Source organism: Nocardia harenae NBRC 108248 (assembly GCF_001612885.1).
Classification (GTDB): domain Bacteria; phylum Actinomycetota; class Actinomycetes; order Mycobacteriales; family Mycobacteriaceae; genus Nocardia; species Nocardia harenae.
In genome coordinates, this window is sequence record NZ_BDBH01000005.1 from 560,320 (window position 1) to 585,638 (window position 25,319).

1 protein-coding gene (running past one end of the window) is annotated in these 25,319 nt (G+C 75.7%); it reads right to left on the minus strand.

The window, feature by feature from the left end; translation table 11 throughout:
- Positions 1-25,319, minus strand: partial view of a non-ribosomal peptide synthetase gene (locus NH2_RS14035; RefSeq protein ID WP_067653409.1) — the 3' portion only. The gene runs 238 nt beyond the window's last position; the window shows 25,319 of its 25,557 coding nt (coding positions 239-25,557); the start codon falls outside the window, past its right edge; its stop codon occupies positions 1-3.

Sequence of the window (25,319 nt, forward strand, 5' to 3'; positions counted from 1 at the left end):
TCAGGGGTTCGGCCCTCCTGCCGGGGGAACGGGGTGCCGGGTCCAGAGGTCGGCGAGGACATAGCCGATGCGGGAGAGCGCCGGTTCGGTGGTCATGTGCCAGTGCGTCGCGGGGACGGCGTGGTTGTGCACGGTGCCGTCGACGGTGCCCGCCCAGCCTGCTGCTCCGGTGGCGCCGGTGGGGTCGTCGAGGGCGGCGGTGAAGTAGACGAGATCGCCCTTGTAGGTGCGCGGGCGGTAGCCGGCGACCAGGTCGAGGGAGCGCACGCCCGCCGCCAGGACGCGGTGCAGGCGGTCGGCGCCGAAGGAGGCGAAGGGTTCGGGGAGGTCGCCGAGGCGGGTGGCGAGGTCGCCGAGGGTTCCGGCGGCCGGTTCGGCGGCGGGCAGGGCGAGGTCGGCGGCGGCCGAACCGCCGAGCAGCCCGCCGAGCAGATCACCGACGACCACGGAGTCGTCTCGCTCGGCGGGCACCTCGAGCGAGCTGTCCATCATGCCGAGCAGCTCGACCTGCTGGCCACGATCCTGCAGCTCGACGGCGACCGCGTGCGCGAGCACCCCGCCCAGCGACCAGCCGAGCAGATGGTACGGCCCCTCCGGCTGCACCGCGCGGATCTCCGCGACGCAGCGGACGGCCCACTCCGGCAGCGAGCCGGGCAGCTCCGGTTCGCCGGCGAGCACCGGCGACTGCAGGCCGTAGAGCGGCCGCTCCCGGTCGACGTGCGCGGCCAGCCCGGCGAACGACCAGGCGATGCCGCCCGCGGGGGCGAAGCAGAAGAGCGGCGCGGCGCTTCCGCCCGCGCGCAGCGGGAGCAGCACCTCGTAGGCGACCTCGCGATCCACCCGCCCGCGCCCGGCCCGGTGCGCGGCGATCCGCTCGGCCAGCCCGGCGGGGGTGGGCGCGGCGAAGAGCCAGACCACGGAGACGGCCTCGCCGAGCGCGGCTTCGAGCCGCCCGGCCAGGGTGGTGGCGAGCAGCGAGTTGCCGCCGCGCTCGAAGAAATTGTCGGTGGCGCCGATCCGCTCGGCACCGAGGATCTCGGCGAAGGCGGCGCACACGGTGTGCTCCAGCGCGGTGGCGGGGGCGGTGAATTCGGCGGCGCCGAGTTCGGGGGCGGGCAGCGCGGCCCGGTCCAGCTTGCCGTTGACGGTGAGCGGGAGCCGGTCCAGCGCGACGAGCACCGCGGGCACCATGTAGCCGGGCAGCCGCTCGGCCAGCGCGGCGCGCAGCGCGCCGGGGTCGACCGCGTCGGCGGCGTAGTACCCCACGAGCAGGGTGTGCTCGCCGGAGCCGTGCGCGAGCACCGCCGCCGCGCGCACCCCCGGCCGGGCGAGCAGCGCGTGCTCGATATCGGCGAGCTCGATGCGGTAACCGCGCACCTTGACCTGGAAGTCGCGGCGCTCCACGTACTCCAGGTGCCCGTCGGCATTCCAGCGCACCAGGTCGCCGGTGCGGTAGAGCCGCTCCCCCGGCCCGCCGAAGGGGTCGGCGACGAACCGCTCGGCGGTGAGGTCGGGGCGGGCGTGGTAGCCGCGGGCCAGCTGGGCGCCTGCCAGATACAGCTCGCCGGTGACGCCGATCGGCACCGGGTGCATACGGTCGTCCAGCACGTGCACCCGCGACCCCGCCTCCGGCGTGCCGATCGGCGTGACCGGGCCGGGCAGCCCGGACCCGGTGCGGTAGCGGGTGATCGAGACGGCGGCCTCGGTGGGGCCGTAGAGGTTGTCGATCCCGGCGGTCGTGCGCGCGGCGACCCTGCGCACGGTGGCGGCGGGGAGCGCCTCGCCGATCACCAGCAGGCGGCGCAGCGCGGCGGGGAGCGGTGTGGCGCCCGCGGTCTCGGCGAGCATGGCCAGCAGCGACGGCACCAGGGTGACGGTGGTGACGCCGGTGCGCTCGATCAGGTCGAGCAGGGCGCGCGGATCGCGCTCGGCGCCCCGCGGAGCGAGGACGAGGCGGGCGCCGGTGCGCGGGGCCAGCCAGAACTCCCAGACCGAGAGGTCGAAGGCGGCGGAGGTGGTGAGCAGGGCGGCGTCCGCGGCGCCGAGGCGGTACTCGGACTGCATCCACTCCAGCTGGTGCGCCACGGCGGCGTGCGGGAGCGCGACACCCTTGGGGGTGCCGGTGGAGCCGGAGGTGAAGATGACGTACGCCGGGTGCTCGGGGCGGAGCGGGGCGGTGCGCTCGTCGTCGCGCAGGGGTGCGCTGGACAGGGCCGCGGCGTCGGCGACCGCCACATTCAGCACCTCCCGCTCCCCGGAGCGGGGATGCGGCCACGCGGCGGAGCTCAGCACGAGCTGCGGATCGGCGGCCGCCAGGACGGCGGCGGTGCGCTCGGCGGGGTGCGCCGGGTCCAGCGGGACGTAGGCGGCGCCCGCGGTGACCACCGCGTACATGCCGACCACCAGATCGACCCCGCGTGGAAGGGCCAGCGCCACCAGCCTTTCCGGCCCGAGCCCACGCCCGGCGAGCAGCCGGGCCAGGCGATTGACCCGCGCCGCGAACTCCGCGTAGGTGACCGTGACCGCACCGTCGACCAGTGCGATCGCGTCGGGGGTTCGCCGAACCTGCGCCTCGAAGCCGCCGACCAGCGTGGCCGGGCCGGGCAGCGACCGATCCGGCCGGTTCCAGGTGTGCAGCAACCGCTCCCGCTCGGCGGCATCCAGCAGCGGGATATCGCCGACGGCGACCCGCGGCTCCGCGCAGACGGCGGCGAGCAGCCGGTGCAGCCGCCCGGCGAACCCGGCGACGGTGGCTTCGTCGAAGAGCGCCGTCGCGTAGGTGAGCGAGGCCGCGAGCCCGGCGGGCGAGCCGTCCGGGTGGTACCGGTCGGTGATCACGAGGTGCAGGTCGAACTGCGACACCTCGGAGGCGACATCCAGCGTCCCCACCCGCAGCCCGGGCAGCTCCAGCTCGGCCTCGGCCTGGTTGTGGAAGGAGAACCCGACCTGGAAGAGCGGGTGCCGCGCGGTGGAGCGCTCCGGGTTCAGCACCTCGACCAGCCGCTCGAACGGCACGTCGGCGTGCGCGAAGGCGGCGACATCGGCCTCCCGCACCCGGGTGAGCAGGTCGAGGAACGGATCGGCGCCGCGCACCTCGGCGCGCAGCACCAGGGTGTTCACGAACATGCCGACCACGGCGTCCAGCTCGGCGGCGCCGCGCCCGGCCACCGGCGTGCCGACGGCGATGTCGGCGGTGCCGGAGAGCCGGGCGAGCAGGGTGGCCCAGGCGGCGTGCAGCACCATGAAAAGCGTGGCCCCGCGCTCCCGGCCGAGCTCGGCGAGGCGGCCGTGCAGCCCGGCGTCGACGGCGAAGTCCAGGTGCCTGCCCCTGGTGGAGGCCACGGCGGGCCGCGGCCGGTCGGTGGGCAGGGTGAGCTGGGCGGGCAGCTCGGCCAGGGTCTCCCGCCAGAAGGTGAGCTGGCGAGTGACGAGCGAGCCGGGGTCGTCCTCGGCGCCGAGGGTTTCGCGCTGCCAGCGGCTGAAGTCGGCGTACTGCACCGGGAGCGGGGTCCACGCGGGTGCGGCGCCGGTGCGGCGGGCCGCGTAGGCGAGCACGAGGTCGCGGGCGAGCGGCGCCAGCGACGAGCCGTCGGCGGCGATGTGGTGCACGACCACGACGAGCACATGCTCGGGAGTGCCGCGTTCGGCCTCGGACGCCGCGATCTCCCCGGCGGCCACCGGCAGTGCTCCCGACGGTGGAACGGCTGCGGCGGCCACCGACGGCGCTCCCGGCGGCGGAACGGGTGCTGCGGTTACCGGCAGCGCGGCTCCCGTCGAATCCCCGCCGGTGACGGCGAAGAGGCGGGCGCGCACCGGCACCGCGGCGGTGACGTCGAACCCGGCGCCGATGAAATCGCGCGCGGCGGCGAGCAGGTCGTCGGCGGCGACCGGGATCGGGGTCAGCACCGGCCGCCCGGAATCGGCGGCGGGCAGCACCAGCTGCACCGGCCCGGCCTCGGTCTTCGGGTACACCGTGCGCAGCGTCTCGTGCCGCTCGACCACGTCGGCGACGGCGGCGTCCAGCGCGGCGATATCGAGCTCGCCGCCGAGCCGCACCGCGAGCGGGATGTTGTAGGCGATGGACTCCGGGTCGAGCCGGTTCAGCAGCCACATGCGCTGCTGCGCCAGCGAGAGCGGGATCGGCCCGGTGCGCTCCCGCCGGACCAGCGCGGGCGCGGCATCGACCTCGGCCCCGCCGAGTTCGGCGGCGAGCGCGGCGACCGTCGGGTGCTCGAACACCAGGCGCACCCCCACCGCGGCGCCGAGCCGGGCGCCGAGCCGCGCGGCCAGCTGGGTTGCGGTGAGCGAGTTGCCGCCGAGCGCGAAGAAGTCGTCGTCCAGCCCGGCCCGCTCCACCTCGAGCAGCTCGGCGAAGACCTCGGCCACCGCGATCTCGGCGGCGCTGCGCGGAGCCCGGAACTCGGCGCCGCGGAACTCGGGCTCGGGCAGCGCCTTCCGGTCCAGCTTGCCGACCGGGGTGAGCGGCAGCGCGTCGAGCACGGTGATCGAAGCGGGCACCATGTAGCCGGCCAGCGACCGCCCGGCGTGCGCGGTGAGCTCGGCGATATCCACGGTGTGGCCGGGCGCGGGCACCACGTAGGCGACCAGCGCGGTATTCCCGGACGGGTCGGGGTGCCCGACGGTGACCGCCGTGCCGACCGACCCGTGCGCGGCCAGCACCGCGTCGATCTCGCCCAGCTCGATGCGCAGCCCGCGCACCTTGACCTGCTGGTCGGCACGGGCGGCGTAGCGCAGCCCGCCCGCCGCGGTCCTGGCCACCAGGTCGCCGGTGCGGTAGAGCCGCCCGCCCGCGGCGCCGTAGGGGTCGGCGACGAAGCGGCAGGCCGAGAGCCCCGGCCGCCGGTGGTAGCCGCGCGCGAGCCCCGGCCCGCGCAGGTAGAGCTCGCCGACCACGCCGACCGGCACCGGCCGCAGCCTGGCATCGAGGACCAGCGCGGACATGCCTGCGATCGGCGCGCCCATGTCGAAGGGCTCGCCCGCGCGCAGCGGCGCGCTGATGCTGGTGATGATGGTGGTCTCGGTGGGGCCGTAGGTGTTGTGCATGGCCCGGCCCGGCGCCCAGCGATCGACCAGGTCGCGGCCGTACGCCTCGCCGCCGACGGTGAGGTGCGCGAGCCCGGGCAGCTGCTCCGGGTCCAGGGTGCGCAGCACCGCGGGGGTGAGGAAGGCGTGCGTGACCCCGGCGCGCCGGATGAGCGCGGTGAGCTCGGCCCCGCCGTACACCCCGGCGGGCGCGATCACCAGCCTGGCGCCCGCGGCCAGCGCGACGAGTAGCTCCAGCATCGAGGCGTCGAAGCTCGGCGAGGCCACGTGCAGCACGCGGGAGGCCGCGGTGGTCCGGTAGGCGGCGAGCTGGGCCGCCGCCACCCCGGCGAGCCCGCCGTGCGTGGCGACCACGCCCTTCGGCACCCCGGTGGAGCCGGAGGTGTAGATGATCCAGGCGGGGTGCTCGGGCCGGATGGGGCGCAGCGGCCGGACCGCGCCGGGCGGCAGGTTGCGCAGCCGGGCCGCGGTCTCGGCGGCGTCCACGGCGATCCACGCGATATCGCCGGGCAGCCCGGCGCGGACCGCGCCGACGGTGAGCCCGAGCGCCGCACCGGAATCGGTGAGCATGTGGCTGATCCGCTCGGCCGGGTAGGTGGGATCGACCGGGACGAAGGTGGCGCCGGTGCGGGCCACCGCCCAGAGCGCGAGCAGCGACTCCGCGGAGCGCGGCACCGCGACGGCCACCGTGTCCTCGGCGCCGACGCCGTGCTCGATCAGCAGCCGGGCCAGCCGGGCCGAGCGCTCGTCGAGGGCGCGGTAGTGCAGCTCGCGCACGCCGTCGACGAGCGCGGTGGCGTCCGGGTTCAGCGCGACGGCGGCGGCCATGAGCTCGGGCAGGGTGCGCGCAGGCACGGTGCCCGCCGGGGCCGTGAGCAGCGCGGCGCGCTCGGCCGGGGCGAGCAGCTCGGCATCGCCCGCGGGGCGGGCCGGGTCGGCGGTGAGCGCGCCGAGCAGCCTGCCGAAGCGGCGCAGCAGCCCGGCGGCGGTGCCCTCGTCGAAGAGGTCGGTGGCGTAGTCGAGCTCGACGCTCAGGTGGCCGTCGGTATCGGGGTCGCCCGCCACGGTGAACTGCAGGTCGAAGCGGGCCACCGCCTCGGTGAACTCCACCGGGCTCGGGTCGAGCCCCGGCACCGCGGTCGCGGCGGCGGCCGGTGAGCCGCCGGCCAGGTAGCTGAGCGCGACGGTGAAGAGCGGGTGCCTGGCGGGCGACGGCTCGGTGCCGAGCTCGTCCACCACCCGCTCGAAGGGGACGGTGGCATGGCCGAAGGCGGCCAGGTCGGCGCCGCGGACGGCGCCGAGCAGCTCGGCGAAGGGCGCCGCGGTGTCGATCTCGGTGCGCAGCACCAGGGTGTTCACGAACATGCCGACCAGGTCGTCCAGCGCGGCCGCGCCGCGCCCGGCCACCGGGGTGCCGACGACCACGTCGGAGCTGCCGGAGAGCCGGGCCAGCAGCACCGCGAGCGCGGTGTGCACGACCATGAACGGGGTCGCCCGGTGCGCGGCGGCCAGCGCCCGCACCCGGTCGCCCACCTCGGCGCCGATCCTGGCCCGCACGGTGCCGCCGCGATGGCTCGCCACGGCGGGGCGCGGGCGGTCGGTGGGGAGCGCGGGGTCGGGCAGGTCGCGCAGGGTTTCCCGCCAGAAGGCCAGCTCGGCATCGGCGCTCGCCGCGACGGCGGCGGCCTGCCAGAGCGCGTAGTCCGCGTACTGGGCGGTGAGCGGCGGCCAGGCCGGCTCGGTGCCGAGCACCCTGGCCAGGTAGGCGGCCATGAGGTCGCGCAGCAGCGGGGCCATGGAGTAGCCGTCGGCGGCCACGTGGTGCAGCACCGCGACCAGCACCTGGCTGGTCGGGTCCGCGCGCAGCAGCACCGCGCGCACCGGCACCTCGGCGGTGACGTCGAAGCCGCCCGCCAGCACCGCGCCGATCCGCTCGGCCAGCGGGGCGCCATCCGGTTCGCGCACCTCGAGCCGCAGCGGCGGCGGGTCGGCGGGCAGGATCACCTGGTGGCCGATGCCGTCCGGCCCGGCCGGGTAGACGGTGCGCAGCACCTCGTGCCTGGCCACCACATCGGCGAAGGCGGCGGTGAGCGCGGCGGTGTCGAGCCCGCCGTGCAGCCGGACGGCGACCGGGATGTTGTGCACCGCGGAGCCGGGGTCGAGCCGGTTCGCCAGCCACATACCGCGCTGCACCGGGGCCAGCGGCAGCCGCTCCGGGCGCGGCCCGGCCGGCAGCGGCACCACCGCGCCGTCGGTGGAATCGGCCGTGATCCGCTCGGCCAGCGCCGCCACCCCCGGCGCCTCGAAGAGCAGCCGCACCGGCACCCGCCGGTCCAGCGCCGCGCCGAGCCGGGCGAGCACCCTGGTCGCGCTGAGCGAATTGCCGCCGAGCGCGAAGAAGTCGTCGTCCAGCCCGATCGGGGTGGCGCCGAGCACCGCCTCGAAGGCCGCCGCGACCTGCCGCTGCGCCGGGGTCACCGGCGGGCGGTAGGCGGTGCGGGCGAACTCGGGGGCGGGCAGCGCCGCGCGGTCCAGCTTGCCGGAGGCATTGAGCGGGAAGGCATCGAGCAGCACGAGCACGCCGGGGACCATGTACGCGGGCAGCGCGGCCGCCGCGGCGGCGAGCACCTCGGTGTCGTTCAGGACGGCGCCGGGCGCGGGGGTCAGGTACCCGGCCAGGTGCTCGCCGACCACGAGAACGGCGGCCTGCGCCACACCGGGCACCCCGGCCAGCACCGCCTCGATCTCGCCGAGCTCGATCCGCTGGCCGCGGAATTTCACCTGGAAGTCGGTGCGGCCCAGGTAGATCAGCTCGGGGGCGTGGCCGGAGGTGTCCCAGCGCACCAGGTCGCCGGTGCGGTACATGCGCTGCCCCGGCCCGCCGAAGGGGTCGGCGACGAAGCGATCCGCGGTGAGGTCGGGGCGGGCCTGGTAGCCGCGGGCCAGCTGCACGCCCGCCAGGTAGAGCTCGCCCGCGACGCCGGGCAGCGCGGGCCGAAGCCGGCCGTCGAGGACGTAGACGCGGCTGTTCCACTCCGGGACGCCGATCGGCAGCACGGCGCGGCCGGTCTCGCCGGTGACGTCGCGGTGCGTGATGCTGACCGCGGCCTCGGTGGGGCCGTACAGGTTGTGCAGCGCCGCCGGGCTCACCGCGCCGAAGGCGCGGACCGTCTCGGCGGGCAGCGCCTCGCCGATCACGAAGACCTGCCGCAGCGTGGCGAGCGCCGCGCCCCGGTCCGCCGCCGCCACGTGCGCGGCGAAGACGCTGAGCATGGATGGCACGAAATCGGTGGCGGTGACGCCGTATCCGGCGATCACCTCGGTGAGGTAGCCGGGGTCGCGGTGGCCGTCCGGGGCGGCGAGTACCACGGTGGCGCCGACCCGCAGCGGCAGGAAGTAGCCCCACAGCGAGACGTCGAAGGTGGTCGCGGTCTTCTGCAGGTACACCTCGCCCGCCGCCGGCCGGTACCGGGACTGCATCCAGTTGACCTGGTTGACGATGGCGGCGTGCGAGACGCTCACGCCCTTCGGCGTGCCGGTGGAGCCGGAGGTGAAGATGACGTACGCCGGGTGCGCGGGACGCAGCGGCAGCGGCCGCTCGTCCGCGCCGATCGGGTCGTCCCGATAGCCGTCCAGCCGCAGCTCGTCCAGCCGGACCAGGGCGCCGGCGCAGGCGATGTCGGTCCCGGTGGCGGTGAGCACCGCCGCCGGGCGCGCGGTCGCCAGGATGTGCGCGATGCGCTGCTCCGGGTGGTCCGGGTCGATCGGCACGTACGCGCCGCCCGCCTCCAGCACCGCGTACATGGCGACCACCAGGTCGATCGAGCGGCGCAGGGCGAGCGCGACCAGCGCCTCCGGCCCGACGCCGAGTTCGATGAGGTGCCTGGCCAGCTGGTTCACCCGGGACGCGAGATCGCCGTAGGTGATGGTGGTGACGGCGCCGCCGTCGTCGGGGACGAAGACCAGCGCCGGGTGCAACGGGGTGGCGGTGGCCTGCGCGGCGAACTCGTCCAGCAGCAGCTCGGAGCCGAACGAGACGTGCGCGGAGTCGTTCCACTCGGTGAGCACCCGGTGCCGCTCGCCCGGCTCGAAGAGCTCGATATCGCCGACCGGGAGCTCCGGGTGCGCGGTGACCGCGGCCAGCAGCCGGAGCAGCCGCTCGCCGAACCCGCGCACCGTCGGCTCGTCGAAGAGGTCGGCGGCGTAGGTGAGCCGCAGCGCGTCGGCGGTGACGGTGAGCTGCAGGTCGAAGCGGGTGCCGACCTCGGGGACGCGGTGCTCGGCCATGGCGAGCCCGGCCAGCTCGAGCGCGACCGGCTCCAGGTTCTGGAAGAAGAGCGCGACCTGGAAGAGCGGGTGCCGCGCCTGTGAGCGCGGCGGGTCGAGCACCTCGACCAGCCGCTCGAAGGGGATGTCGGCGTGCGCGAAGGCATCCAGGTCGGCTTCCCTGACCCGGCGCAGCACGGCGCCGAAGGGGGCGGCGGCGTCCACCTCGGTGCGCAGCACCAGGGTGTTCACGAACATGCCGATGACGTCGTCCAGCTCGGCGGCGCCGCGCCCGGCCACCGGGGTGCCGACGGCGATGTCGGTGGTGCCGGAGAGCCGGGCCAGCAGGGTGGCGAGCGCGGCGTGCACCACCATGAACGGGGTGGCGTCGTGCCCGGCGGCCAGCGTGGAGATGGCGGTGACCAGCGCGGGGCCGAGCGGGAGCGCGGTCTCCCCCGCCCGGTGCGAGGCGACGGCGGGGCGCGGGCGGTCGGTGGGCAGGTCGAGCTGGGCGGGGGCGCCGCGCAGCGCCGCGCGCCAGTAGGCCAGCTGGGCGGCGGCGGTGGAGCCGGGGTCGTCCTCGGCGCCGAGCCGTTCGCGCTGCCAGAGCGCGTAGTCGGCGTACTGCACCGGGAGCGGGGTCCAGGCCGGGGCGGCGCCCGCGGCCCGCGCGGCGTAGGCGGCGGCGAGGTCGCGGGCGAGCGGGCCGAGGGAGAAGCCGTCGGCGGCGATGTGGTGCAGGACCAGGGCGAGCACGTGCGCGGCCGGGCTCTGCCGCAGCAGCGCGATCCGCACCGGGATCTCGGCGGTGACGTCGAAGGGCGTGGCGACCAGCTCGGCCACCGCGCGGGCGGGGTCCGGCTCGTCGGTGACGGTGAGCGCGGGCGCCTGATCGGCGGGGAGCACCCGCTGCCAGCCGGTGCCGTCCAGGTCGGGGTAGCGGGTGCGCAGGGTTTCATGCCTGGCGACCACGTCGGCCAGCGCGGCGGTGAGCGCGGCGACGTCGAGCGGGCCGGTGAGGCGGATGACGGCGGGGATATTGTTCACCGTCTCGGCCGGGTCGAAGCGGTTCAGGAACCACATGCGCTGCTGGGCCGGGGAGAGCGGCACCAGCTCGGTGCGCGGGCGGCGGGTGAGCGCGGGGCGGCCGCCGGTGCCCGCGCGGCGTTGCGCCGCGGCGGCGAGCGCCGCGACGGTCGGGGCCTCGAAGACCAGACGCACCGGGAGCTCGGCGGCGAGTTCGGCGCCGAGCCGGGCGACCAGGCGGGTGGCGAGCAGGGAGTTGCCGCCGAGGGCGAAGAAGTCGTCGTCGGCGCCGATCTCCGCGGTGCCGATGAGCTCGCCGAGGAGGCGGGCGACCAGGCGTTCGGTCTCGGTGGCCGGGGCGCGGAAGGGGACGGTCTCGAACTCGGGGGCCGGGAGGGCGTTGCGGTCGAGTTTGCCGGAGGGGTTGAGCGGCAGGGATTCCAGCGGGACGAAGGCGGTGGGGATCATGTACGCGGGCAGGAGCTCGGCGAGCGCGCGGCGCGCGGTATCGGCGTCGAACGGGGCACCGGGTCCGGCGGCCGCCGCCGCGGGCTCCGGCACCGCACCGGCGGTCGACGCGGCCAGAGCACGGCCCGCGCCGGCGGTCGGCGCGACCGAGGCACTGCCGGGGTCGCCGGTCGCCACATCCCGGACGAGGTAGGCGACGAGCTGGTCGCCGCGGTGCTGGTCGGTGCGGACCGCGGCGACCGCGCGGCGGACACCGGGGAGGGCGGTGAGCGCCGCCTCGACCTCGCCGAGCTCGATGCGCAGCCCGCGCAGCTTGACCTGGAAGTCGGTGCGCCCCAAATACTCCAGCTCACCGTCGGCGCGGCGCCGGACCAGGTCGCCGGTGCGGTACATGCGCTCCCCGGCCGGGCCGAAGGGGGCGGCGACGAAGCGGTCGGCGGTGAGGTCGGGGCGGGCCAGGTAGCCGTGGGCGAGCTGGGCGCCTGCCAGGTACAGCTCGCCGGGAACCCCGACCGGCACCGGCCGCAGCCGGGAATCCAGCACGTAGAGCCGGGTATTGAAGACCGGCGCGCCGATCGGCACCGACTCGGCGTCGGCATCGGTCACGGTGTGATGCGTGACGTCGACCGCGGCCTCGGTGGGGCCGTACAGGTTGTGCACGGCGGCGCCGGTCAGCGCCCGCGCCCGCTGCGCGATCCCGGCGGGCAGCGCCTCGCCGGAGGCGAAGAGGTGCCGCAGCCGGGCGGGCTCCGCGGCCCGCGGCTGCTCCAGGTACACCGCGAGCACCGACGGCACGAAGTGCGCCGCCGTCACCCCGGCGTCGGCGATCAGCGCCGCCAGCTGCGCCGGATCCCGGTGCCCGTCCGGCCCGGCCAGCACCAGCGCGGCGCCCACCTGCAGCGGCCAGAAGAACTCCCACACCGAGACGTCGAAGGTGGCCGGGGTCTTCTGCAGCACCACGTCGTCGGCGGTGAGCCGGTACCGCTCCTGCATCCACACCAGCCGGTTCACGATGGCCGCGTGCGCGACCACCACCCCCTTGGGGCGGCCGGTCGAGCCGGAGGTGAAGAGCACGTAGGCGGCGTGCCCGGCCTGCGGGATGCCGAGCAGATCCAGCTGGGTGAGCGGGGTGGCTGCGAAGCCGGAGAGCTCCAGCCGGTCGATCCGCACCTGCCTGACCCCGCCGGACTCCGGGTCGAAGCCGGAGGTCAGCATGAGCAGCGGGCGCGCCGTGGCGAGCACGTACTCCACCCGCTCGGCCGGGTGGTCCGGGTCGACCGGCAGGTAGGCGCCGCCCGCGGCGAGCACCGCGTACAGGCCGACCACCTGGTCCACGCAGCGCCGCATGCCGAGCGCCACGATGGAGTCGGGGCCGACGCCCTGGCCGGTGAGCCAGCGCGCCAGCCGGTGCACCCGGGCGGCGAACTCGGCGTAGCTGAGGGTGGTGTCGCCGCAGCGCAGGGCCGTGGCGTCCGGGGTGCGGGCGGCCTGGCGCTCGAAGAGCGTGGTCAGGGTCGCGCCGGGGGCGCCGGGGTGCTCGGTGGCGTTCCAGGTGGTGAGTACCAGGTGCCGCTCGGCGGGGTCGAGCAGGTCGATGCCGCCGAGGCGGAGCTGCGGGTCGGCGACCGCGAGCTCGAGTACCAGGACGAAGCGGGCGGCGAGCGCGGAGACCGTGGCCGGGTCGAAGAGGTCGGTGGCGTAGCGGAAGAGCGCGCGCAGCCCGGTGTCGTGCTCGGTCAGCTCCAGCGCCAGGTCGAACTGGGCGGTGTCGTGCTGCAGCGGGTAGGCGGCGACCTCGAGGCCGGGGAGCCGGAGCACGGTGTCGTCGCGGTGCTCGAAGGTGAGCAGGGTCTGCACGATCGGGGCGTGCGCGCGGGAGCGGACCGGGTCCAGCTCCTCGACCAGCCGCTCGAAGGGCAGGTCGGCGTGGCCGAAGGCGCGGACGTCGCGCTCGCGCACGGTGCGCAGCAGTTCGGCGAAGGTGGCGCCGGGGTGCACCGGGGTGCGCAGCACCAGGGTGTTCACGAACATGCCGACGAGGTCGTCCAGCGCCTGCTCGCCGCGGCCTGCCACCGGGGTGCCGAGCGCGATATCGGTGCTGCCGGAGAGCAGGCCGAGCAGGGTGGCGTAGGCGGCGTGCAGCACCATGAAGGTGGAGACGCCGTTCGCCCTGGCCAGGTCGGCTACCGCCCGGGTCAGTTCGGGGCCGATGGCGAAGCCGACGGCGGCGCCGCGGCCGGTGGCGATCGGGGGGCGGGGGCGGTCGGTGGGGAGTTCCAGGACCGGGGCGAGGCCGTCGAGTTCGGTGCGCCAGAAGCGGATCTGGTCGGCGAGGACCGAGTCCGGGTCCGCGGCGGAGCCGAGCGTCTCGTGCTGCCACAGCGTGAAATCGGCGTACTGGACCGGAAGCGGAGCCCACTGGGGTGCGGAGCCGACGTGGTCGGCGTGCGGCGGGTCGGCCGGGTCGACGGTCACGGGGCCGCCGCGATCGGCGGTGGCGGGTGCCGGGCCTGCCCGATCGGGGGCGTCAGCGGGATCGGCGGCCTTCGCGGCGCGGGCGGTGTAGGCCGTCATGAGGTCGCGGGCCAGGGGCGCGGTGGAGACGCCGTCGGCCGCGATGTGATGCACGACCACGGCCAGCACGTGGTCGTCCGGGGCGAGGCGGTAGAGGGCGGCGCGCAGCGGGAGGTCGGTGCGCAGGTCGAAGCCGGTGCCGGTGAGGGTGCGGATCATTGCCCGCACCGCGTTCTCGGTGGTGTCGGTGACGGGGAGGGCGAGCGCCGGGTAGTCGGCGAGGACGTGCTGCCGCGGGCCAGCGGCGTCGTCCGGGAAGACGGTGCGCAGCGCCTCGTGCCGCTCCACCACATCGCGCAGGGCGGCGCGCAGCGCGGGCTGGTCGAGCGCGCCGCGCAGCCGGATGGTGATCGGGATGTGGTAGACCGCCGACTCCGGGTCCAGGCGGTTGAGCAGCCACATCCGGGTCTGCGCCAGTGCGAGCGGCACCCGCTCCGGGCGCGGCCGCGCGGTGAGCGGGGGGCGCGCCGTCCCGGTGGTCACCAGGGCGGCGAGCAGCGCGGGCGTCGGGGCGGCGAAGACCTCGCGGACCGTGAGCGCAGCGCCGAGCGCGGCATTCGCCCGTGCCACCAGCCGCATGGCGAGCAGCGAGTTGCCACCGCGGGCGAAGAAGTCGTCGTCGGCGCCGATCGGCGCCGACGCCCCGAGCAGCTCGGCGACGAGCGCCGCCAGCACCGACTCCGCCCCCTCGCGCGGTGCCCGGAAGTGCGGTGCGGCATCCTCGTCCGCGAAAGGCGGCAGCGCGGCGCGGTCCAGCTTGCCGACGGTGGTGCGCGGCAGGTCCGCGAGCACCCGCAGCCGGGCCGGGACCATGGCGGCGGGCAGCCGATCGCGCACCGCGGCCAGCACCGCCTCGGCGCGCAGCCCGGCCCCGCTGACGTACCCGACCAGCACGTCCTGCCCGGCGGCGTCCCGCGCCACCAGCACCGCGGCATTGGCGACGCCGGGCACGGCGGCCAGCGCGCTCTCGATCTCGCCGAGCTCGATCCGCTGCCCGCGCAGCTTGAGCTGAGAGTCGTTGCGGCCCAGATACACCAGGTCGCCCTCGCGATTCCAGCGCACCAGGTCGCCGGTGCGGTACATGACCTCGCCCCGCGCCCCGAAGGGGTCGGCCACGAAACGCTCGGCCGTGAGCCCGGAGCGGCCGTGGTAGCCGCGGGCCAGCTGCGCCCCGGCCAGGTACAGCTCGCCGGTCACCCCGGCGGGCACCGGCCGCAGCCTGGCGTCCAGCACGTAGCCGCGGGTGTTCCAGCACGGCCTGCCGATGGCGACATCCCGCCCCGACTCCACGTCGGCCGCGGTGAACTCGTGGTAGACCGCCGAGATGGCGGCCTCGGTCGGGCCGTACGCATTGTGCAGCGCACCCCCGACCACGCCCCGCAGCGCGATCAGCAGGTCCGGCGTGAGCGCCTCGCCGCCGCAGTGCAGGTGCCGGAAGGAGGCGAGCGCGTCGCCCATGCCCTCGGCGAGCAGCGCGGCCAGCACCGACGGCACGTACTCGGCAATGGTGATCCGGTGCGTGCGCAGCAGGTCGGCGAAGTAGGCCAGGTCCAGGTGGCCGCCGGGTTTCGCGATCACCAGCGGGGCGCCGACCGCCACCGGGAGGAAGACCTCCCAGACCGAGACGTCGAAGGTCAGCGGCGCGCGCTGCAGGATGCGGTCGGCGGCGGTGACGCCGTAGCGGAATTCCAGCCAGCGCAGCTGGTTCACGATGGCGCGGTGGCTCACCGTCACGCCCTTCGGCCTGCCGGTGGAGCCGGAGGTGAAGAGGATGTAGGCGGTGTTGGCCGCGCGCAGCGGGCGGAGCCGCTCGGCGTCGCGCCAGGGGCCGGAGTCCGGCTGCGCCGCTTCGAGTTCGGCGATGTCGAGTACCGGGGCGCCGTCCAGCTCCGGCAGCCCGGAGCCGGTCGGGGCGAGGACCAGGAGCGGTTCGGCGTCGGCGAGCAGCCGGTTCAGCCGCTCGGCCGGGTGCTCCGGGTCCAGCGGCAGGTAGGCGCCGCCCGCCCTGACCACCGCGTACAGCGCGACCAGCAGGTCGAGCCCGCGGTGCGCCGCGACCCCGACCACCGTCTCCGGGCCGACGCCGCGCGCGACGAGCGCGCGGGCCAGCCCGCGCACCCTGGTCTCCAGCTCGGCGTAGGTGAGCGCGGTGCCGTCGAAGAGCGCGGCGATACCGCCGGGGTCGGCGGCGGCGCGGGCCGGGAGCAGGTCGTCCAGGGTCTGCGCGGGCAGCGGCTGCGCGGTGGCATTGCGCTGGACCAGCAGCAGGTCGTGCTCGGCGGCCGAGAGCAGCTCGACCGCCTCGACCTGCGTGCCCGGCTCGCGGACCAGGGTGCGCAGCACCCGCTCGAAGGCGGCGACGAAGCCGTGCGCGGTCTCGGGGTCGAAGAGCTCGGCGGCGTAGTGCAGGTAGATGTCGATGCCTGCCGGTGCGCCGTCCTCGGTGCGCTCGGTGAGCGTCCAGTCCTGGTCCACCTGGATGGGGGCGGGGCCGACCTCGAGCGCGGCGATGGCGAGGCGGTGCAGCCGGAACTCCGGCTTGGCGTGGTTCTGCAGGGTGAGCGCCACCTGGTAGAGCGGCGCGTGCGCCTGCGAGCGCACCGGGCTCAGCACCTCGACCAGCTGCTCGAAGGGGACGGCGGCGTGGTCGAAGGCGGCCAGGTCGGTGCCGCGCACCGCGGCGAGCAGCTCGGCCAGCGGCTGCTCCGGGCGCACCTCGGTGCGCAGCACCAGGGTATTGACGAACATGCCGACCAGCTCGTCCAGCGCGGCATCGCCGCGGCCGGCCACCGGGGCGCCGATCACCACGTCGGCGGTGCCGGAGAGCCGGGCGAGCAGCACCGCGAGCGCGGTGTGCAACACCATGAACGGGGTCGCGCGGTGCGCGGCGGCGATCTCCCGGACGGCACGGTGCAGCGCGGCGTCCAGGGTGGCGGTGACGGCGCCGCCACGGTTGCCCGCCACGGCGGGGCGGGCGCGGTCGGTGGGCAGCGGCAGCAGCTCCGGTACCCCGGCCAGCTGCCCGGACCAGTAGCCGAGCTGGCGGCCGAGCACCGAGCCCGGGTCGTCGGCGGCGCCGAGCACATCGCGCTGCCAGAGCGCGACGTCGGCGTACTGCACCTCCAGCGGGCGCCAGTTCGGGGCGACGCCCGCGCGGCGGGCCACGTAGGCGGCGGTGAGGTCGCGGGTCAGCGGGGCGAAGGACCAGCCGTCGGCGGCGATGTGGTGCACCACGAAGAGCAGGACGTGCTCCTGGCGGCCGGGCGCGACCTCGGCGTCCGGGTCGTCGGTGACGCGGAGCAGCCGGGCCCGCAGCGGCACCTCGGCGGTGACGTCGAAGCCGGTGCCGGTCACCGCGGCGACCAGCGCCGGGAGCTCGGCCGGGCGCACGGTGCGGACCACCAGGTCGACCAGCTCGGTGCCCGCGGGGAGCACCAGCTGGGTGGCGGCGCCGTCGTGCTCGGGGTAGACGGTGCGCAGCGTCTCGTGCCTGGCGAGGACGTCGTCGACGGCGGCGCGCAGGGCGTCCACGTCGAGTGCGCCGGTGAGCCGGAGCGCGAAGGGGATGTTGTAGCCGCCGCTGCCGCCGTCGAAGCGGTTCAGGAACCACATGCGCTGCTGGGCGATGGAGAGCGGCACGGCGCCCGCGCGCGGGCGGGCGGTGATGGCCGGCAGGGCGTCGGCGGCCCGGCGCTGTTCGCGCAGGGCGGGTTCGACGAGGGTGCCGAGGTCGCGGACGGTCGCGGCGTCGAAAATCGCGCGGACCGGGATCGTCGCGCCGGTCTCCGCGCTCAGGCGGGCGGCCAGCTGGGTGGCGATGAGGGAGTTGCCGCCGAGGGCGAAGAAATCGTCGTCGCGGCCGACGCTCTCCGCTCCGAGCAGGGCGGCGAAGGTCCCGGCGACCAGGGTCTCCGCCTCGCCTGCGGGGACGCGGAAGGCGGTGGTGGGATGTTCCGGGGCGGGGAGGGCAGCCCGGTCCAGCTTGCCCGACGCGGTGCGCGGGAACTCCGGCAGGACCACACAGGTGGTGGGGATCATGTACGCCGGGAGCACGCCGGTCAGTGCCTCGCGCACCCGGTGCGTGTCGATGGCGGCGGCCGGGTGCGCGCTCGCGGCCGGGTCGCCGACCAGGTACGCGACCAGTACCGGACCCGTGCCGGGGTCGCGGACCAGGACGACCGCCTGGGCGATGCCGGGGAGGGCGAGGAGCGCGGTTTCGATCTCGCCGAGCTCGATGCGCAGGCCGCGCACCTTGACCTGGAAGTCGGTGCGGCCGAGGAACTCCAGCTCCCCGTCGGCGCGGCGGACCACCAGGTCACCGCTGCGGTAGAGCCTGCTGCCCGGGGCGCCGAAGGGGTCGGCGACGAAGCGGTCGGCGGTGAGCCCGGCCCGGCCCAGGTAGCCGCGGGCCAGCTGGACCCCGGCCAGGTACAGCTCGCCGGGGGTGCCGACCGGCACCGGGTGCAGCCGCGCGTCCAGGACGTAGGCGGCGGTGTTCCAGATCGGGTGCCCGATGGGCACGATCCCGGTGTCGGCGTCGTGCACCTCGTGCACCGTGAGCTCGACCGCGGTCTCGGTGGGGCCGTACATGTTGTGCACCCGCACCCCGAGCGCCCGCATGCGCTGCGCCGACGCCGCGGGCAGCGCCTCACCGGAGCAGAGCACGTGCCGCAGCGCGGGCACCTCCCGCTCCCCCGCCAGGAAGACCGCGAGCATGGACGGCACGAAGTGCGCCACCGTGACGCCCTCGCGGCGCATCAGCCCGGCCAGGTACTCCGGGTCCTGGTGCCCGTCCGGCCGGGCCAGCACCAGCCGCGCCCCCACCTGCAGCGGCCAGAAGAACTCCGGCACCGAGACGTCGAAGGTCACCGGGGTCTTCTGCAGCAGTACGTCGGTGTGGTCGAGCGGCAGGTGCGCGCCCTGCATCCAGCGCAGCCGGTTGGCGACGCCGGCGTGCGTCATGGCGACGCCCTTGGGCCGCCCGGTGGAGCCGGAGGTGAAGAGCACGTACGCCAGGTGTTCCTGGCGCAGCGGCGCGCGCCGCTCGGCGTCGGTGATCGGCCCCGCCGGGTACCCGGTCAGGTCGAGGTGGTCGATGCGCAGCCGCGGCACCGGGATCTCGCGCGGCAGGTCGGCGCCGGAGGTGAGCGCGAGCAGCGGGACGGCGGCGCCGACGATGTGCGCGGTGCGCTCGACCGGGTGGTCCGGGTCCAGCGGCAGGTACGCGCCGCCCGCGAGGATCACCGCGTACACGCCGGTGACCAGGTCGATCGAGCGGCGCATGCCGAGCGCGACCAGGGTGTCGGGCCCGACCCCGCGGCCGATCAGCAGCCGCGCCAGCCGCTGCGCCCGCTCGGCGAACTCGGCGTAACGCAGGTGGGTCTCGTCGGCGGTGAGCGCGACGGCGTCCGGGGTGCGGGCGACCTGCGCGGTGAAGAGCCCGGCCAGGGTGGCGGCGGGCAGCGCGCGGCCGGTGTCGTTCCAGTGCCGCAGCACGCGGTACCGCTCGGTGGCGTCCAGCAGCGCGACATCCCCGACCGGGGCCTCCGGCAGCGCGGTCACCGCGGCGAGCACCCGGAGCAGCCGCTCGGCGAAGGCGGCGACGGTGGCCTCGTCGTACAGCTCGGTGGCGTAGCGCAGGCTGCCGTCCAGCCCGCTGTCGCCGAGCCGCTCGGTGAGCACCAGGTGCAGGTCGACCTTGACCGTCGAGTCATCGACCTCGACCGGCCGCACCGCGATGCCGGGCACCCGCAGCGCCGGGTGGTCGGCGAAGGCGGGCTGCGGCTCGGCGTAGCTGAACAGCACCTGGAACAGCGGCGGCGCGCCGCTGCTCCGGTCGACGGCGAGCGCGTCGACCACGTCCTCGAAGGGCAGGTCGGCGGCGCCGAAGGCGGCGAGATCGGCATCCCGGACCGTCCGCAGGAAAGCCCCGAACCCGGCATCCGGCTCGAACCGGGTGCGCAGCACGAGGGTGTTCACGAACATGCCGACCAGCGGGTCGAGCGCGCGATCACCGCGCCCGCCGATCGGGGTGCCGAGCAGCACGTCGGTGCTGCCCGCCGCACGGCCGAGGGTGAGTGCGAGCGCGCCGTGCAGCACCATGAACGGCGTCGCCCCGGCCCGCTTGGCCAGCGCGCGCACGGCGGCGCCGGTACCCGCGTCGATCGAGAGCGGAACGGCGGCACCGCGATGGGCAGGCCGTGCGGGCCGCGGCCGGTCCGCGGGCAGGGTGCAGAGGGCGGGCGCGCCCGCCAGGGTGCCGCGCCAGAAGGCGAGCTGGCGGTGCGCGAGCGAGCGCGGGTCGGCGGCGTCGCCGAGCACCTCGTGCTGCCACAGCGCGTAATCGGCGTACTGCACGGCCGGCTCGCCGAATTCCGGCGCGGCGCCATCCGCCCTCGCCCGGTAGGCGCGCACCAGGTCGGTGACGAGCGGCGGCATGGAGAGCGCGTCGGCGGCGATGTGGTGCACCGCGAGGACGAGCACGTGGTCGTCGGGCTCGATGCCGAGCAGCACCACCCGCACCGGCAGCTCGGTGGCCACGTCGAAGACCCCGGCGACCACCGCGGTGATCGCCGCGGTGACGCCGTCCGCCGGGACCGGCACCGGGGCCAGGCCGAGCCCGATCTCGTCGGTGGGCACGACGAGCTGGTGCGGCCCCGCGCCGTCGTCCGGGAAGACGGTGCGCAGCGATTCGTGCCGGACCAGCACGTCGAGCACCGCCTGATCCAGGGCGTCCACCGCGAGCGGCCCGCGCAACCGGAGTACGACGGGCAGGTTGTAGACGCTCTCCGCGCCGTCCTGCACCTCGATCCGGTTCAGGAACCAGAGCCGGCGCTGCGCCGGGGAGAGCGGAATCGTCGGCGGGCGCTCCCTTCGCGCCGGACGGGCGGGAACGGTCTCGGCGCCGAGCAGCCGGTCCAGCGCGGCGGCGAGCCCGGCCACCCCTGAGCTCTCGAAGAGGAGGCGCACCGGCACCCGCAGCTCCAGCGCCTCGCCGAGCCGTGCGGTCACCCGGGTGGCGTCGAGCGAGCTGCCGCCGAGCGCGAAGAAATCGTCGTCCAGCCCGGCCCGGTCCAGCCGCAGCACCTCGGCGAAGATCTGGGCGACCAGGGTCTGAGTGCCGGTCTCCGGCGCGCGGAACTCGACGGCGCCGAATTCCGGCGCAGGCAGCGCCTTGCGGTCCAGCTTGCCCGAGGGGTTCAGCGGGAACTCCGCGAGCGCGGTGACCACGGACGGGACCATGTACGCGGGCAGCGCCGAGGTGACCGCCTCGCGCACCGCGGGGCCGTCGACCGCGCCGGTCACATACCCCGCCAGGTGCTGGCCATCGATCACCAGCACCACGGCCTGGGTCACGCCGGGCACCGCGAGCAGCGCGGTCTCGATCTCGCCGAGCTCGACGCGCTGCCCGCGGAACTTCACCTGGAAATCCACGCGCCCGGCATAGACCAGGACCCCGTCCCTGCGCCACGACACCACGTCGCCGGTGCGGTACAACCGGGTGCCCGCACCGAACGGGTTGGCCACGAAGCGTTCCGCGCTCAGATCCGGGCGGCCCACATAGCCGCGCGCCAGCTGCACCCCACCCAGGTACAGCTCGCCGCGCACCCCGACCGGCACCGGCCGCAACCGCGAATCCAGCACGTAGACCTGGCAATTCCACTCCGGACGCCCGATCGCGGTGTCCTCGGGGGTCGCCTCCTGCGCGGTGACCGAGACCGCGGCCTCGGTGGGGCCGTAGATATTGTGCACCCGCGCCCAGCCCACCCCGGCCACCGTCTCCGCGGGCAGCGCCTCGCCGATCACGAAGACATCGCGCAGCGTCGCCATCTCGGCCGGGCGCGCGTGCTGGGCGAAGACCGCCAGCATGGACGGCACGAAATCGGTGCGCGTGACGCCGTGCCTGCGCACCAGCTCGGCGATGTAGCGGGCATCGCGCTGCCCGCCCTCGGCGGCCAGCACGATCCGGCCCCCGGTGGCCAGCGGCACGAAATAACCCCAGATCGAGACGTCGAAGGTCGAGGCCGTCTTCTGCAGGTACACATCGTCGGCGGTGAACCCGTACTCCGCCGCCATCCAGGCGATCTGGTTCGCCACCGCGCCGTGCGGCACCACCACGCCCTTGGGGCGGCCGGTGGAGCCGGAGGTGAACATCACGTAGGCGGCGTGCTCCGGGCACAGCGGTGCCGCGGGCAGCGGGCCGGGCGCGAGCGCGGCCCAGCGCACCCGGTCCAGCAGCAGGACCCGCACCGACGGATCCACCGGGACAGCGAAATCGGTCGCGGCGACCAGGACCGCCGGGCGCGCGGTGTCCAGGATGTGGCCGATGCGCTCGACCGGGTGCGCCGGGTCCACCGGGACGAAGGCGGCGCCGGTGCGCAGCACCGCGAGCATCCCCGCCACCAGGTCCACGCCGCGCGGGAGGGCGAGCACGACCAGCTGCTCCGGGCCCGCGCCCGCCTCCGCGAACAGCCGGGCCAAGCGGTTCACCCGGTCGTCGAGCTGCCGGTAGGTGAGCGTGCCCGTCTCCTCGACCAGGGCGATGGCGTCCGGGGTCGTGCCCGCGTACCGGGCGAATCCCGCGTGCAGGAGGTGGTCGGGCACCGGGTGCGCGGTCTCGTTCCAGGCACCGGTCACCAGGGCCAGCTCGGCGGGGTCGGTGACCGGGATGTCGCCGACCACAACGCCGGGGTCGGCGATCACGGCGCGCAGCACGCGGCGGAACTGCACCGCGAACTCCGCCACCGTCGCCTCGTCGAACAGGTCGGTGGCGTAGGTGAACTCGGCGCGGTAGCCCTGCTCGGCATCGGAGAGCGTGAGCTGCAGGTCGAACTTGGCGAAGCCGGGGTCGAAGTCGACCAGCTCGGTCGCCAGGTCCGGCATGGCGGGCGAGATCGGGCCCAGGTTCTGCATGAAGAGCGCGACCTGGAAGAGCGGGTGCCGCGCCTGCGAGCGGGCCGGGTTGAGCACCTCGACCAGCCGCTCGAAGGGGATGTCGGCGTGCGCGAAGGCGCGCAGGTCGCGGTCCCTCGCGTGCGCGAGCAGCGCGGTGAAGGGCGCGGCCGGGTCGACCGCGGTGCGCAGCACCAGGGTGTTCACGAACATGCCGACCAGGTCGTCCAGCACCCGCTCGCCGCGGCCCGCGACCGGGGTGCCAACGGCGATGTCGGCGCTGCCGGAGAGCCGGGCCAGCAGGGTGGCGAGCGCCGCGTGCACCACCATGAACGGGGTCGCGCGGTGCGCCGCGGCCACCGCCTCGATCCCGGCCCGCAGCTCGGCGTCGACGGCGAATTCGTGGGTGGCGCCGCGGTAGGAGGCGAGCGCGGGGCGCCTGCGGTCCGCGGGCAGGGTGAGCTCAGCGGGGAGCTCGTCCAGCTCGGCGCGCCAGAAGCCGATCTGGCGGGCCGCGGCGGAGTCCGGGTCGGTTTCGTCGCCGAGCAGCCGCTGCTGCCAGAGCGCGTAGTCGGCGTACTGCACCGCGAGCGGCGCGCACTGCGGGGCGAGGCCGTTGCGGCGATCCCGGTAGGCGCTCACCAGGTCCCGCATGAGCGGGCCGAGGGAGACGCCGTCCGCCGCGATGTGGTGCACCACGAGCACGAGGGTGTGGTCGGCGGGGCCGCTGCGCAGCAGCCGCACCCGCACCGGGATCTCCTCGGCCACGTCGAAGCCCTGCCCGGCCATGGCCGCGACCGCCTCCACCAGGTCGTCCGCGGGCACCTCGGCCGGGGTCAGGTCGAAGGCCGGATGCACCGGGCGCACCACCTGCACCGGCCCCGCCTCGGTCTGCGGGTAGACGGTGCGCAGCACCTCGTGCCTGGCCACCAGGTCGGTGATGGCGGCGGCCAGCGCGGGCACGTCCAGCCTGCCGCGCATGCGCAGCGCCACCGGGATGTTGTCCACGGCGGCGGTGTCGATGTCGTCCGGGCCGGTGCGCTCGACGCCGAGGCGGTTCAGGAACCACATGCGCCGCTGTGCCGGGGAGAGCGGCACCCGGTGCGGGCGGGCGCCCGCGGTGAGCGCCGGGCGCGGGGCGCCCTGGGTGCCCGCGAGCGCGGCGAGCGCGGCCGGGGTGGGGCGCTCGAAGAAGTCGCGCATGTCGAGGGTGCGGCCCCGGTGCGCGCCGATCCGGGCGATGGCCCTGGTCGCGATGAGCGAATTGCCGCCGAGCGCGAAGAAGTCGTCGTCCGCGCCGACCTGGTCGCGGCCGAGCAGCTCGGCGAAGATCTGCGCCACCGCGGCCTCGGCCTCGTTCTCCGGGGCGCGGTACTCCGTGCCGGTGCTGTCGAATTCGGGTTCGGGCAGGGCGCGCCGGTCCAGCTTGCCACTGGCGTTCACCGGCATGGCGGCCAGCGCGATCAGCAGGCTCGGCACCATGTACTCGGGCAGCCGGTCGCGGGCGCCTGCCAGCACCGCGGCGGTGTCCAGGGTGCGGCCCCGGTGCGGGACCGCGTAGCCGACCAGGTGGTCGCCGGTGCCGCCGCGGTGCAGCAGCACCGCGGCCTGCGCCACCGCCTCGTGCGCCAGCAGCGCGGCCTCCACCTCGCCCGGCTCGATCCGCAGGCCACGCAGCTTGACCTGGAAGTCGGTGCGGCCCAGGTACTCCAGCTCGGCCTTGGCGCCGGGCAGCGCGGGCAGCCTGCGCACCAGGTCGCCGGTGCGGTACATGCGCTCGCCCGCCGGGCCCTCCGGCGCGGCGACGAAACGCTCCGCGGTGAGCGCCGGACGCCCGACGTAGCCGCGGGCCAGCTGCACCCCGGCCAGGTACAGCTCGCCGAGCACGCCGTCCGGGACCGGGCGCATGGCGTCGTCGAGGACGAGGAGTTCGGTGTCGTCGGCCGGGCCGCCGATCGGGACGCTCGCGGTGTCGTCGGCGGTCACCTCGTGCGCGGTGACGTCGACCGCCGCCTCGGTGGGGCCGTACAGGTTGTGCAGGGTGGCGCCGCTGATCCTGCGGAAGGCGGCGGCGGTCGCGGCGGGGAGGGCCTCGCCCGAGGCGAAGACCAGGCGCAGGCTCTCGGCGGCGCGCTCGATAGCGGGCTCGGCCACGAAGACCGCGAGCATGGACGGAACGAAGTGGGCGATGGTGATGCCGGCCGCGCTGATGAGGTTCGCCAGGTAGGCGGGGTCGCGATGGCCGTCGGGGCTCGCGATGACGAGGCGGGCGCCGACCTGGAGCGGCCAGAAGAGTTCCCAGACCGAGACGTCGAAGGTGCAGGGGGTCTTCTGGATGACGGCGTCGTCGGGTTCCATGCGGTACAGGCGCTGGCGCCAGCGGAGGTTGGCCAGGATGGCGCGGTGGGTGACGGCGACGCCCTTGGGGCGGCCGGTCGAGCCGGAGGTGAAGATCACGTAGGCCGTGTTGTCGCCGGACGCGCTGCCGCCCGAGGCGGGGCTGTCGGGGCTTTGGCTGCTCGCGGCGAGGGGGGCCGACGTGCGTTCCCATTCGTCGATGGCGAGGAGCGGGACGGGGGTGTCCAGGTGCGGGCGGTCGGGGGTGGTGGTGAGGATCAGGAGGGGGGCGGCGGTTCGCAGGATGTGGGCGATGCGGTCGGCGGGGTGGTCGGGGTCGATGGGGACGTAGGCGCCGCCCGCGCGCAGGATGGCGTACACGCCGACCAGCAGCTCGATCGAGCGCCGGGCCGCCAGCCCGACCAGCGTCTCCGGGCCGACCCCGAGTTCGACCAGGTGCCCGGCCAGCCGCCGCACCCTGGCATCGAACTCGGCGTAGGTGAGCACCTCGGCGCCGAACTCGACCGCCACCGCGTCCGGGGTGCGCTCGACCTGCGCGGCGAACTCGGTGACCAGCGTCTCCACCGGCGCACCGGCGGCGGGCAGCGCCGCCACCAGCACGGCGTCCGCCAGCAGCGTGGTGAGCACCGTGCCGAGCGCACCGTCACCCTCGAGTAGCTCCGGCAACCGGC